Annotated in this window: 1 protein-coding gene (cut by a window edge); it reads right to left on the minus strand. The window is 63.4% G+C overall.

Annotated features, from left to right (window positions below; translation table 11 throughout):
- Positions 1-15,538 carry the end of a BspA family leucine-rich repeat surface protein gene (locus OIM11_07415; protein HJJ00955.1) on the minus strand. 27,404 nt of this gene lie beyond the right edge of the window, so 15,538 of the gene's 42,942 nt are visible here — the last part of the coding sequence; its start codon lies beyond the right edge, outside the window; the stop codon is at positions 1-3.

A 15,538-nucleotide genomic window follows, 5' to 3' on the forward strand; every position in this document is an offset into this window, starting at 1 on the left:
TTACACCTCGCGGCGGGTGGTGGCGGGAACGACGGCCACGGGAGCCATGCTAGTGGCGATGGAGGTCGGGAATGCGGGGACGCTGGAGCCGCTGCACACAGTGCCGGTGAGTGAGGCGACTCCAGCGTTTGCCGCGTGGACCGAGGCAGAGATCTGATCGGCGACGGGAGTCGCGATCCTGACCTGCGATGCCTCCGTGAGAATGCTATCGGTAATGGCGGAAAGAACGCTGACCTGAGCGGTGTTCGTGCCGTAGCTGTTGTTCGTGGCCATGCGGGAGACGGTGGTCACGTTGCCCGCGCCGGTGCGCAGGGACTGGGACTCGCCGGCGACCTCGTAGACGGCTACGGTGGGAGCGGCGTAGGTGGCGACCATGGCCTCGGCGCCCATAAGCGCACGGCTGGCCTCCACGACGCCGATGGTGCTGGTGCCGGTGAGCTGCGGCAGCCTCACGCTGGAGAGCACGTCATCGACGACGAGGGAGACGTTACCTGGTAGCTCATCGGTCACGTCATCGGAACCCGTCGGGCTCATGATGGGGCCGTTGCCGCCCGTGGAGTTGGCGATGTCATCAGCGCCTTCAGCTGGTGAGCTCGAGGTGCCGGCAGAGGGAACGAAATAGGCGTAGAAAGGCAGATAGTCAGTCAACTCATCGGGAACGAGAGCGCCATAGAGCGTCCTATCAATTACCTTATCGCCCATTCCGTTAGGCTGCGTATACCATCCGACAAAATCATAACCGGGATAGTCAAAGCCCAGACTATCCGTAAGAAGCTCAATCTCTTGATCAAAGGTGACGCCGACAATCTCATTGAAAGAAGTATCGTGCTCGAAAATGAACTCTACATTGTATAGGTACGGATCCCAGTATGCGTAAATCCACACCTCCGTGACGAGGGGAGTCTTCAGCTGGTCCCTGAGCAAATCACCAAGCATCATATCGAGAGGAACATCATAGCCCTGATCATCCATATATCCATAGAAGTTATAGCCCTGCCAAGTATAGGCAACATTGATTGCGGGGTCATACCACGTTACTTGCATTAGCTCGGGATCCTCATAAAGACCGCCCGTATCGTAATACACATCAAAAATTCGAAGATCAAGCTCGGAGTAGACCTTGATATGATCTACGCCATTCCAATCGCCCTGATCGGCAACCTCCTGAATGGTCATAGTGTCGTACACGTAATCATTGTAGGCACCGTCATACCAACCCGTAACATAATAGGCAAGGTAGTCATTGTCGGTATACAGATTACCGTTTTCATCAAGGTCGCTATTCTGGTCGAAGGAAGCGTCAAAATAGTCAGTGAGCTCAACCTCAATGGATTTAAGCATGACTTCGCCGATACCAGCCTCATCTGAAGCCTCCGTCAGGCCCCAATACTCAAGTATCACCTTATTTGCCTTCCAAACACCATAGACAATGTTCGGGTTAGTCTCCTTGTTGACCATGCTGCCGTCGCCGGAACCCGACGGAATCTGGGTGACGATGGGCGGATCCAGCTCGTAGCTGTCCTTCGCAACGTAGTCGGGTTTTTCGCTGCCAGAGGCATTGGCCCAACCCACGAAGGTGTAGCCCGGGCGCACGGGAATCTCCTCGGTGATGGACGCGACGCAGTCGGTGTAGCCCAGGGTCGGCGCCGGCGGAATAACCAGCCTCTCGGCGTCATCGGGCTCGTAGATGAGCTCGACACGCTTGGGGCTCCATACGGCGTGCAGCGTGGTCTCCTCGGCCGGCATGGTCCAGTTGGTGGGAGCCTTCTCGGGAATGCCGTCGCCGTCCTCGTCGATGTAGGCCAGGCCCGGATCGGGTTGCGTGGCATCAAACTTGGTCGACCAACCGATGAGCATGTAGCCCGTGCGATAGACCATGTCAGGCGACGGCAGCGTCACGAGCTCTGCAATGTTGTGTTGCGTGCCGGGATCAAAGCCCCACTCCGGCTTCGGGTTCTTGTCCGTCGTGTTCCACTCGCCCAGGGCCTTGGCCGAATCATCCTGGGTCTCGTCAACCGTGCCATCGCTGTTGTAGTACATGTGATACAGCGAGGTCAGGGTCTTGCTGGGATCGTTCGGATCGAGAATGACGAAGCTCGGGTCGTTGATGTCGGCATAGCCGCTCGGGTCGAAGGTCAGCTTCTGCACCGACAGCGACCAGACGGCCACGAGCGTCGTGTCATGGCCCGGCATGGTGAACTGGCCGGTCATGTGCGTGGCATCGGACTTGATGAGCAAACCGGCGTCCTCGATGGCCTTGAGGTACACGAAGTTGTCGAGCTTGGCAGCCGTCTTGGCACGGTCGAGCAGCTGGCTCAGGGTCAGGTTGGCCTGGCTGCCGTCGGACAGCGTCAGGGTGAACGGTTCGGTGCGGCCATCGTCGTAGGCCCAGCCCTGCAGCGCGTAGGGGATGCCGTCGGCGATCATGCTCACGGTGCCGCCGTAGCTCTGGTCGTAGGGCAGGTCGATGATGGTGCCGGTCAGGTACGTGCCCGACGGGTCGGTTGCCGAGGTGTCGTTGCCACCCGCGTCCTGCCACGTGCCGGCACCCAGATCCAGGTTGAGGATGTAGGCGCGGGGCACGTAGTAGAGCGTGAGCGTGAGGATCTGGCCATCGACGACGCTCCAGATGCCATCGGCATCGGCCACGTCCAGGCCGCCATGGCCCAGGATCGCGCCGTTGGCGGTGGACTGCACGGTGTTGCCGCTATCGTCGAGCCAGGTCACGTTGGAGCCGTTGGGCAGCGGGTAGTACACGTCACCGTCAGCTGCGAGGAAGTAGCGGTAGCCGTCGATGGGCTTGTTGTCGGTGTTGGTGTAGGTGAAGGCATCGGTCTCGTCGCCATCCTCGGCCACGGCGATCTCGTCGGTCCAGCCGGTGTGGATGGTCACGTCATGGACGGTGCGGTTGCCGTTGCCGTCGATGACGTAGCGCACGACCTGGTACTCAACTTCCTTGGCCTCCCAGATGGCGTACAACGTCACGCCATGACCCGGCATGATGAAGGTGTCACCCGGGGCGATGTAGTCGGGCACCTTGTCCGTGCTCGAGGTCAAGCCAACCCACGTGGCCGCCGCATCCACCGACGCCTTGCCGGTGAGCAGGGCATTGCCGTTGGCCGTATCGCGCAGGGCGGCCATGTTGGTGGACCAACCCTTGAACTCGTAGCCCTCGCGCACGAGTTCGTTGGCGCCCGGCAGGTACACCTTCACGCCATCGGACACGCCGGGGTTGGTGAAGTGGTCGTAGGCCACCTGCGCACCCGTGGCCCAGGTGCCGGTCGTATTCGAGCCGTCGCCCAGGTCGAGTAGGATCTGCGAGGGCTTTGCGCTGTAGAACAGCGTGAGCTTCAGGTTGCCGTCAGCGGTGATGATGCCCGTCGGGCTCGACAGGATGGAGTAGCTGAAGGCAAACGGGCCGTAGAAGTCGGCAAAGCTCGAAGCAGCCGAGATGGAGGCGCCAGGAACCGGAATCGGCGTCATGCCAGCGCGGCCATCGATGTCATAGTCAACGGGCGTCGTGTACTGGGCCTCGTAGCCCTCGAATGCGTTCTTCCACGGCTCGAGACGGCCCTCGTAGACGCTCGGGTTGTAGGCGGCGCTGTTCGGGTCGACGATGGTCACCGTCTCGCCGGTCACGCCATGGGCCTTGAGAGACACGACGTCCTGGAGCAGGCCGTTGCCATCGACCTTATAGTACTCAACCGTGTACTCGGTCGTATTGTCGGCCTGCCACACGGCGTACAGGTAGATGGTATTCGTAATGTGACCAGCCGGAATGATGAACGGATCACACAACGTACCATTGCAACGCGTGAAGTGGTTGCCGTTAATCTGATCATCGATGTACTTCACCATGTCTGCGGCGGCGATATCGGCGGCACGCACCGAAAGCGCGCCCTCGGAGGTACCGACGTTGACCATGGTACCCTCAACATTCACCTCGGAGGTGTAGTACCAACCGCGCAGGCGGTAACCGGGACGATCGTAGGTCGTGGTGCCCGGCGGCGTGACCTCGTCATCGACGAAGTAGCGAGTACCAGATCCGGGGACAGGGCCGGTGGTGACAACATCGCCGGTGCCGCCCTCGACGAACCTCACGCGAACCGTCTCGGGATACCAGGCGGCATGAAGCACCATGTCGGTATTGCCAGCAGTCCAGAAGCCCGTGCTGGCAATGAGCAGGTCATTATCCAACAAGTAATCCATGATGTCGGCAGCAGTGCTGCCCTTGGCATCAACGACGAGGTTGCCGTCGACGGTCTTGAGCGTCGTCCAGCCATCAAGATCGTAGCCCGGACGCTCTACGCCATCAGAGTACGGAGTAAGCTGGACGCGCTGGCCGGTGAGCACCTCGATGTAGTAGCTGTCGCCCGTGATCACGGTGCCGTCGGTCAGGGTCATCTTGCCGTAAGTACCCAGGTCGAAGTAGACCTTGATCGGGTCGGCCGTGTAGAACAGCGACAGCGTGAGGCTGCTGTCGGCCTTGGCGCGGCCGCTGCGCACGTTGTGGTCCAGGGTCGTCCAGAGGTTGGGCTTGTAGGTCACGGTGGCCGCATCGTCGGCGATGGTGTAGCCGATGAACTTGTCATCCTTGGTGAACGGCTTCTTCATGGCCGTGTAGTTGTCGATCTTGACCTGGTCGCCCAGGCGGTCGATGGCGTACACGACCTCGTCGGTGATGCAGTTGATCGTCTCGGTCACGCGCTCGATGAGCTCGCCGTTGCCGTCGATGCGCCAGTGGTCGACCGTGTAGGTGGCGTAGTCGTCAAGCGCGTAGTAGACGGCGTAGACGACCACCGGGCCGGCGGGCATGACCACGTCAGCGTCACCCTTGGCCCAGTAGTAGTGGGCAGTGCCGTCGATGAGGTTCAGGTTCGGGTTCTTCTCCTTGTCGCCGAACATGTCCTTGCCGTAGCCGGTGATGGTGCGGACACCCGGATCGATGTGGTTGAACGGATCGGTCGCGTCCGTGCCGGCGATCTGCTCGGCGGCGGTGCGGTTATCGCTGCCGTAGGTGGTCGAGCCGGTACGGTCGGTGGACCAGCCCAGCACCTCGTAGCCCGGGCGCTCGGGGATGAACTGCATGACATCGATGGTCTGCTCGGTGAAGTAGTAGTAGACCTTGTTCTCCTGCGGGCTCGTGACCCACTCGCCGTTGACCCACTTGCCGGCGGGACCGGTGCGGTAGATCAGGGTGTGCAGCGAGGGGATATCCGGATCGGGGATATCGGGATCGACCGGGTACGGGTCCGGATCGTCAGGTCCCGGAGGCGTGGGCGGATCGGGCCTGTTGGGATCGGGATCGGGCACCGGGCGCGGGTTGGGATCGTCCGGATCGTTGGGATCGGGCTCGTTGGGATCGTCCGGATCGGGGTTGTCCGGATCGGGATCGGTCGGGTTGGGATCCGGGTTCGGGTTGGGATCCGGGTTGGGATCGGGATCGCCCGGCTCCACGACCTCGAACGGAGCGTAGTAGAGGTCGAGCACGAGGCTGCCATCGGCGGCGATGCGGCCCATGTAGCTGGACGTGGTGCCCGCACCGGGAACGGCGATGACCATGCCGTTGGGCAGCGTAATCGTATCGGGAATGATGCGATGGTAGCTGTAGCCCGTGATGGGACGGTCGCCGTAGACGTAGGACAGCAGGTCGGTGTTGGTCACGGGCTGGCGCAGCACGCGCTCGACGTAGTTCTGGTCGGCGATGACGGTGGCATCGGTGTAGCCCTCGAACACCTCGGTGCCGTCGAGCACGATGTCGCCGTTGCCGGTGACCTTGTAGCGGTTCACCGTGAAGGTGGTGTTGAGGTCGGCAGACCACACGGCCCACAGGACCAGGTCAGTGGCCGGGGTCACGATCTTGAGGGCGTCGTCGACGAAGAACTGGGCGGTGCCGTCGGTGAAGTCGGCGCCGGCCAGGCTCGGGTCGTTGAAGTCATGGACGTAGCCGCGCATGATGGCCGCCATGTCGACGGAGTCCTTGCCAAAGAGGTTCGAGCCGGCCATCGAGGTCGACCAGCCCACGAGCTCGTAGCCGCTGCGGAACGGGTTGGCACGCGACACGTTGTGGCGGTGCGTGCTCGGGTCGAACAGGTCGGCCGGCAGCGAGACGGTGGTGGTCTCGGTGCGGTAGGTGCGCTGCAGCGTGTACTCGTCCACGAAGGTCCAGTTGACGTCCGGCTTGAAGGTGCCGAAGGTCTCGGCATTGACGGGCTCGTGCAGCTTGAGGGTCACGGTGTGCTCATCGGCCTCGTAGTAGAGGTACAGCGTGAGCTGGCGGCTCTGGTCGCCGACGATCTTGCCATGGGCCTTGCTGTTCCAGGCGCCGTTGTAGGGGAAGGCGCTCGGGGCGTCCTGCTCGCGGTAGGTGTAGCCGGGCACGTCGGTGTCGGCGAACTGGTACTCGATGGACAGGTCGCCAGCCGAAACGCCCGCGTTTGCGGCGCCGTGGTAGTTGCCATCGGCAAAGGCCGTGTTGTCGGTGTAGCCCTGGTAGATGATCGGGTCGGTGTCGATCTGGACGCGATTGCCGTCACCGGTCACCTTGTAGCGGATGACCTTGTACTCGACGAGCTGTGCATCGTAGAAGACGAAGAGCTTGGTGGAGCCATCGGGCATGACCACGGCCTGCTCGACCATGGAGTAGTCGCCGGCCGCCAGGCGCGCGTCGCCATCCCAGTGGTAGGTGCCACCCGGGAAGAAGTGCGCGTAGCCCATCCACAGCGATTGCGTCGCCGGGCTCGTGTAGTTGAGCGTCGTGAGCGCGTTGACGCTCGTGAAGGTTCCGTTGACCACGCCGTTGACGTCCACATGGGTCTCGACGTCGGGCTGCGGGTCGGTGCCGCGGTCGGCCACCGTGGCGGTGGTGCCGGCCTTCTTCTGGTACCTGTCGACGCATGCGAGGTCCAGGGTGCCGTCATGATGCACCTTGAAGTGGTAGACCTCGTAGGCCACGGGCAGGGCCTCCCAGACGGCCGTGACGGTCACGTCGTTGCCGGGCATCACGAACAGCGGGCCGTTGCCGCCGGTGCCCAGCGGATAGGTGTTGACGCCATCGGTCCAGCCGGTGAGCTCGAAGCCCGTGCGGCTCACCTGCGTGGTGCCGGGCAGCTTGGTGCTGTGGCCCGGAGCCAGGAGCTCGGAGCGCGAGGCGGTCGAGCCGTCATCGGCAAAGACACCGCCAGCCGGGTCGATGGTGAGCGTGAAGTACTTCACCTCGTAGAAGAGGTAGAGCACCAGGCCACCGTCGTCGATCTTGCTCGGGTTCTCATGGCCGATGATGCGACCGGTGTGAATCGTCATGAAGGTGACGGCGTCAACGGAGCCCTCGGGGAGCTTGTAGTTGAAGTTCGGATTGTACTCGTAGCCGTCGATGTTGGTGACGTAGGCGTAGAGGAACGGCAGGGGCTGCGTGCCGTTGCCGGTGCCGACAAGGGCCGGATCGGCGTCGACGCGCACGTAGGAGCCGGCCGTGCCGTACTGCGTGATGGTATCGCCGGCCTTGAGCGGCGTGAGCTTCTTGCCCTGCGAGTCAACGGGCACGTACCAGTTCTGGACGAAGAAGGTCGTGCCGTTCTCGACGGCGCGGTACCAGACCTTGAGGACGAGCTTGCCGTTGGCGCTCTTCTCGGCGCTCACGTAGCCGACGCCCTCGGTGCCGGTGCGGGTCGCGTCGTAGGTGTAGCCCCACACGTTCTTGATGTCGTAGTTGTACGGGTCACCGGCCAGCGACTCGCGCGTGCCGTTGTTCGGGTTGCGCACGGCATACGGATTGGCCGGCGTGGTCACGTCGTCACCATGGACGACCTTGTCGCCCGTGATGCCCTTGGCGTTCACGTCGTACTGCGGCAGGTGGTCCTCGGTGCCGTCGCCCTGGATGACCCAGACCTCGACGGTGTACTCGGTGTCGTTGTTGGCGCGCCACACGGCGTACAGGACCGTGTCATGGTTGGCCATGCGCCACTCGCTGCCGACGGGATGGAAGAAGTCGGCCGAGATGTAGGTGTCGTGCCAGTCGCGGGCCAGGGTGCCGACGAGGTTGGAGACGGCCTCGCCATCGCCCGCCGTCGGGGCCTCGTACCAGCCCACGAGCGTGTAGCCCGGGCGTTGGGCGCTGGCGCCCACCGGCAGCGTCAGCTTGGTGCCGGTGCGGTAGTCGGCCTCGGGCTTGTCGATGAGCCACTCGGCATCCGGGTTGCCGTCCATGTCGAAGTCAACGTCGCCGATGTAGAAGTCGAGGTGCTGGATGGCCGCGCCGTAGTAGAGGCGCAGGATCAGCGGAGCATCCGGGTCGGCGCTGATGGAACCCTCGTAGATCTCGTAGACGCTCGGGTCGGCCGGGTAACGATAGTCCTTGAAGAAGTCGTAGCCGGTGAAGATGTAGTTGTTGCCGTCGTCGGTGACGAGCGGGCGCACCCAGCTGTCGGCGTTGACGATATCGCCGGTCTTGCCGCTGGAGAGCTCGCGCAGGACGTAGTCCACGCCGGCGGTGCCCTTGACGAGCTCGCCGGAGCCGTCGACCAGGTAGTGCTCGACGTAGAACTCGGTACCGTCGTTGGCCAGGAAGACGTGGACGATCCTGGGACCGACGGGGTTGGCCGTGATCTTGTTCACGCCATCGACGGCGTTGAGGTTCTCGTAGGTGACGCCCTTGATGGTGACGCTCGTCGGGTCGGCCGGGTCGGTGCCCATCAGGTGGTAGCCCAGCGGCACGGTCTCGTCGTTGCCATCGAAGCTGCCATGGGCGAAGTCACCGGTGTAGCCCGTGCGGATGACGGTGTCGATCTTGACGGCGGCGATGTTGCTGCCGACGATCTGCCAACGCTCGACCTCGTACTCGATTTCCTTGGCGCGCCACACGGCGTAGAGGGTCGCACCGATCTGCGGCACGGTGTAGCTCGCGCCCACCGGCACGAAGACGTTGTTGGCACCCGTGGTGTCGAGCTGGTGGTAGCCCATGATCTCGTTGGCGATCTCGACCGAGCGCTTGCCCTCCTCGTTGGAGCCCAGGTCGCTGATGTACCAGCCGACCAGCTCGTAGCCGGGCCTGATGGCGGCATCGGCCGTCGGCAGCGTGATGATGCTGTCGGCGAGCTTGTTGCCGGAGATGTCACGGCCGGCGTTGAGCCAGTGCGCGTCGGTGACGCCGTCGGCCGGGTCGTTGTCGGCGGTGCCGAGCTCGAGCTGCAGGTGCACGGTCTGGGCCAGGTAGTAGAGCTTGAGCACGCGCTCGCCGCTACCCAGGATCGTCGCATCGGCATCGGTCTGCACGTACTTGCCGTTGACCAGGCGATACGGGCCGTCGCTGCGCGGACGGAAGACGTAGCCGCGGAAGTCGTAGACCTTGCCTGTGGTCGGGTCGGTGTACAGCGCCTGCGAGTGCTCCTTGTCGGCCAGCACGATCATCGTGTCGGTGAGGCCCTCGAGATGCTCGACGTAAATCGGAGCGTCGCCCTTGATGGTGCCGGCACCGGTGACGAGGTAATGCTCGAGCACGTAGTCGGTGTCGGTGTTGGAGGTGTAGTAGAGCTTGAGCACCGTGGAGCCGTCGCCCAGGACCTCGGCGGTCCACACGGCCACGCCCAGGGCATCCGTGGCGTCAAAGGTGTAGCCGCGGAAGTCGTAGATCGTGCCGCCGTCGCTGAAGGTCGCGGTGGTGTCGACGATGGGGCTACCCCACAGCCTGGTGACCTCGGAAAGCGTCACCTGATCGCCCGTGGCGTACTGGTAGTTGGGATTGGTGTCGACGTAGGCCGGGTTGGCGGGCACGTTGCCGTCGATGACCTTGTAGTGCTCGATGGAGAAGTGCGAGTTCTGGGCGACCCACACGGCGTACAGCGTGATGTTGATGTCGCTGTCCGGTGTCGTGTACTCCCAGCCCGTGAGCTCGCCGCCGAACTCGCTGTCGGCGCGCAGCTGGTCGATCCTCGTGGCGAGGTCGTTGTAGAAGTCGATGGAGGCCTGGCCCTTGAGGGTGACGCCCTCGACGCCGACGTACCAGCCCTTGAGCAGGTAGCCGTCACGGCTGGCGATCGCGGTGCTCGGCAGGAAGATGTCTTCCTTGGAGCGCACGACGCGGCCGGCGATGTCGTTGGCATCGATGTTGCGCAGGAACTCCGCGCCACCACCGTTGTAGTTGAGGTTCCAATGCGCGTCGCTTGCGCCGAGCTTGAGGCTCAGGTTGAGCGTGTACTCCTTGGGCATGTAGTAGAGCTTGATGACCGTGGAGCCGTCACCGTTGACCTTCTTGTACGCGTCGCTGCGGTAGGTCATGCCACCCAGGGAGATGGTGTCGGGCGTGTACGTGTAACCCGGGATGACCATGTCAAAGGCATCGTGGGTGAGCGTGAGGATGGGTTGGCTGCCATCCGCGGCGTAGGTGAAGTAATCCAGGAAGGAGGTCGTGGTGCCCGGCATGTACTCGGCGTCGGCCTTGGCCCAGGTGCCGGCGATGCCCTCGCGGTCCGTGCGCTCGCCGTACTTGGTGGCCACGCCGGAACCGGAAACCGTCCAGTACTCGATGGTGTAGCTCACGGGGGTGGCGACGTAGTACAGGCGCAGCGTCGTGGAGCCGTCACCCATAATCGTGTCGCTCAAAAGCTCGACGATGGCCGGATCGACCTTGCTGCCGTCGGCGTGGACCAGGTCGCCGTACTGGTTGAAGCCCACGTAGTAGTTGTAGCCGATGAGGTCGGGGTAATCGGTGCCGCCGGTAAGCGGGAGCCCCGTGCCCGTGGCCTCGGTGGTGCCAATCTGCGTGGTGGTGTAGATGGGCGTATCCTCGACGTTGATGACGTGCTTGATGGTGCCGTTGGGGTTGAGCACGACGCCGACGCGATAGTGCTCGACGGTGTACTTGGTGTCGTTGCGCACCGCGTAGACCGCGTAGAGGTGCTGGTCGGGGGCGAGCGTCACGACGTAGTTGGCGGTTTCGGTACCGGCCACGTACTCGGGCGTGGTGCCGCCGGCCACGGTGGTCCAGCCGATGAGGTCATAGCCCTTGCGGTCCACGTCCTTGGCCGCCGGCACGGGAACCTTCTGGCCCGTGACGTAGTGAATCGTCGAGCTGTTGGTCGAGAACTTGTCGCTGCCGCCAAACCAGCCGCCCGGCTCGGGATGGAAGGTCAGGTTGCGCTCGACGGGCTCGTAGAACAGGTAGAGCACGAGGGTGTTGTCGCCCTGGATGGTACCGGTGGCATGGGTGCCGTAGACCGTACCGTACTTGATCGTCGTCTGCTTGATGGCGCCGTCGATGCCCAGGTAGCTGTAGATGAACGAGTCGGAGTCGGCGGACTTCTGCGAGTAGACCCAGGTCTTCGTGGCCTGGAACATATAGCCGTCGATGTTCTTGACCAGGTAGCTCAGGGAGTTGCGGCCATCGGACTCGTCGCCGTGGATGTGGCCGTTGGCATCGGCCGGGCCCACGAGGTTGCCGGAGGCATCAATGTAGGTGGGCGCGCCGTTCTTGTTGGCGTTTGCCACAAAGCCGGCGGTACCCCAGACACGCTCGGAGGGAACGGTGTTCTCGTCGAACTTGGTGGGCATGCCCTCCGGGCTCCAGTACCAGTACTCGACGACGAAGTTGGAGCCGTACTGGTTGGGCGTGTAGTAGAGCTTGAGCTTGAGGTCGCCGCTACCCTTGACGATGCCGGTGTTGATGGCCTTGGCGTACTCGGGATAGAAGGTGTAACCCGTGAAGGTCGGGGCGGTGAGCAGGCCAGCCGGTGCCGGGGAGTTCTTGTCGAAGCCCACGAGGGAGTCCGTCGGGGCCTTGAGCAGGGTCTCGCCCAACTCGTCGGCGAACAGCCACAGCTGCTCGAGGTCCTTACGGCGCTTCTCGGTGCCATCGGCCGTCACGGTGTAGACCTCGACGGTGTAGGGCACCTCGATGGCGCGCCACACGGCGTAGAGGACAACGTCGACGTCGCTTGCCGGCGTGACGTAGGTCTTGGAACCGGCAGCGGCGTTGGGATCGAAGATGCCCGCGGCGGCATCGGCGGCGCTCGTGGCCCAGCCGAGGAGCTCGTAGCCCTCGCGGGTCACGGCCGCGTTGCTCGGCAGCGTGATGACGTCCTCGGAGTGGACCTTGGCCATGTTGATGCCATCGCGGTTGAGGTCGTTGCTCGTCCAGTAGGCATCCGGCGTCATGAAGTCATAGGTGAGCGCGTAGTCCTTGGCGCGGAACATGATGACGAGCTCGCTCGTGCCGTCGCCCTTGATACGGGTCGACACGATCGGCGAGAGATCCCACACGAGCTCGAAGCCCGGCATGTTATCGGTGACGACGTAGTAGCTTGCCGTCGCGTCGAAGCCGGCATCACCCGGGCCGGGCAGCGTTGCCACGGCATGGGCCCAGGAGCCGGCGTTGGCCTTGACGGTATCGGTGGAGGCGTCGTAGACGGTGCCGTTGGAGAGCATCTTCTGGATACGCACGGTGTACTCGACCTCGGTGGCGTTGAAGAACAGGATGAGCTTGGTGCCCGTGGCGTCGATCTGCGCGGAGTAGACGCTCGATGCCGGTGCGGTCACGCCGCCGACGGTCGCCTGGCCCGGAGTGGGCGTGTAGCCGTTCTTCATGAACAGGAAGCCCGGGACGTTGATGACGAAGTCCTCGCCGAGCATGAGCTTCTCGTCGTCGTTGACGCCCCAGCTCTCGAACGGAGCCGTCGGGTCGGTGAAGTCCACGGTGTTGCCCGTGGTGCCGGTCACGCCGACGAGGTCGTAGGTGGTGTAGTGCTCGATGGAGTTGTCGCCGTTGACGACCCAGACCTCGACGTCGTAGGTGGTGGGCAGTGCGCTCCACACGGCGTAGAGGTTGATCACGGGGTCGTTGCTCGTGATGACGGTCCAGGGATCGTCGGTGATGATGAGGCCGTTGTCGGCCATGCGCTGGGCCTCGTTGATGGAGGCGGTACCCGTGGTGAGCAGGCCGTAGTTCTCAAGCGACCAGCCCTTGAACTCGTAGCCCGGACGCGAGACGCCGCCCTTGATGAGGCTGGTCTGCGTGCCGGTGGCAAGCGCCAGGTCATGGCTGTCGTCGGTGCCACCGTCGCTCCACACCGTACCGGTGCCGGTGACGTAGTGCAGGGTGCGCGGCAGCGCCTTGTAGTAGACGCGCAGGGTCGTGGAGCCGTCACCGGCGATGTGGTCGGCATGGATGACCGACTTCACGAGCACGTGGTTGCCCTCGTAGGTGACGTCCATCGTGTCCATGGTGAACTCGTAGCCCATGAGGCGCGCGTAGACGTCGGGAGCAAGCTTGGACTGGTCGGTCTCGGCATCGGCCGGATCGCCGGCGGTCTGCATGTCGAAGACGTCGGTATGGACGCGGGTGAGGTTGTTCATGCCATCGACGGTCCAGTACTCGACCGAGTAGCTGGTGCCGTTGTGCTCCGGCTTGAAGTACACGGTGAGCTCGAGGCTGCCATCGCCCTTGACGATGCCGCGCATCTGATCGATGCGGCTGTTATCCCATTCGTAGCCAGCCGGCACGATAACAGGAGCCTGATGCCCCTTGACGGCCGTCGTCTCGGGCGTGGAGCCATCAAGCAGCATCCACTCGTCGCCGATCTTGACCATGAGCGACATCTCGGTGTCGGTGATACCGCCCCAATCGTCGTGGATGACGCCATCGGGCGTGGTGCCGTGGATGTAGTCATCGTAGTCGACGATGGTGCCGTCCTCGTAGACCAGCTTGCTGTGCACGGTGAACGAGGTGGTCTCGTTTGCCGTGTAGTACAGACGCAGCACGGTGGTGCCATCGGGATTGACCTTGGCGGTCTTGATGGTGCCACCCCAGGTGAGGTCAAGCGTGAAGCCGGGCCAGTCAGGCTCGTAGGAGCCATGGTTGCCAAAGTCGGGGTTGGCAACGGTACCGTCGATGTCGCTTTCCGCCAGGACCTTGAGGTTCTCGATGATCCAGGGCTTGTTGATGCCGGTGACGAGGGTGCCGTCTTCCTTGGCGTTGACGATCTCGCCCTCGATGACACGGTAGTGCTCGATGGTCACGTCGACCTTGGTGAAGCGGAAGACCGCGAAGTAGGTCTTGCCGTCCTGGTTGTAGTAGGTGCCGTCGGCATCCTTGAACAGGCGCAGCGTCTCGGTCATGAGCTGCGTGTCCTCGGTCACGAGCGAGGGAACGATGCTGGTGCCGTCGATGAGGATGTAGTTGCCGTCCTTGTCCTCCCAGTGGTCGAAGACGTAGCCGGGGGCCGTGGTGATGTCCGGGCCGCTCGGGGCACCGGAGACGGGCGCGTAGACCTCGACTTCCTTGGAGAGCGTGCCACCCTTGCCGTCCTTGACACCGTAGTAGGTGGTCACGTCGGCGAGCTCGCGGTACACGGCGTACACGGTGTAGGCGCGGCCGACTTCCCACACGTCCAGGCCGAGGTCGGCGATGGTGGGCGCGTAGGTGAAGGTGGCGCCGTCGGTGAGGCGCGTGCCATCGGAGCGGAACCAGCCGTAGAACTCGAAGCCGGCGGGAGCGGGCTGTGCGGTGGAGCCAGTGGCCAGGGCCTCCGGGGCGACGAGCTCGTAGGTCGGGTCGGTCGCACCGTAGGCGCCGTTGCCAAACTCGGTCGTGCCGTCGTTCAGGCGGTTCTGGACCTCGTAGACGATGCGCGCGTACTGGCTGGGATGCAGCGAGTAGTACAGGCGCACCACATGCTCGCCCTCGGCGGTGGTGGTCAGGATGATGCGGCTCGTCTGGGCCGAAACCTCCGGGTCGTAGACCCAGTTGAGGGCGCCCTCGTGCAGGAACTTGTCGTCCATGAGCAGCTGCTCGCCGTCCTGCAGGCCAAAGTCAACGGCCGTCTGGATGACGTTGCCGTCGGCATCGAGCACCTGGAACAGCGAACCCTCGAGGACCTTGCCCGTGTCGGAGAGCTGGGCCAGGTGGTAACGGCCGGAGTCGTCATGCTTGACCACGGCGACAAAGCCGTTGGTCGGACCGGCGTAGTAACCCGTGGCCTCCTCGACGAACTCGAAGGTCGTGCCGCTCTCCTCCTGGCGGTAGTGCTCCACCTTGAACTTGACGGCAGGCGCGCTCTTGACCACGGCGGTGTAGACGTGGCTCACGTAGGTGTCCTGGCCCTTGTAGCCGGAGTTGTTGTACGTGTCGTAGCGCGGCGGGAAGAAGATCTTGTCGTCCGGGCCGCCCACGATGTTGCCGAGGTCGTCCTCCCAGTGGTCCAGCTCGAAGCCGGGCAGCAGGATGAGCTCGGTGCCGCGCGGGTTACCGGTGGCAGGTGCCAGCTCCTCGCTGCTCCAGCGCAGCCAGCCCTTGTCGTAGTCGCTGATGCGGTAGTAGATCTTGACGTCCTCGTCCTCGGCGAAGATCGCGTAGTACTCGGAGTTCTCCCAGACGCCCGCGGCGCTCTGCGGTGCCACGAAGGAGGACTCGTAGGAGACGATGTTGTTGTTGTGGTCGACCCAGTACAGGAAGTGATAGCCGGTACGGGCCGTGGCCTTGATGATGAGCGGGTAATCGCTCACGACGGTCTGACCATCCTCCCAGTCCACGGCCTTGCCCGTGACGCTG

The sequence above is a fragment of the Coriobacteriaceae bacterium genome, from assembly GCA_025992705.1.
Taxonomy (GTDB): Bacteria; Actinomycetota; Coriobacteriia; order Coriobacteriales; family QAMH01; genus QAMH01.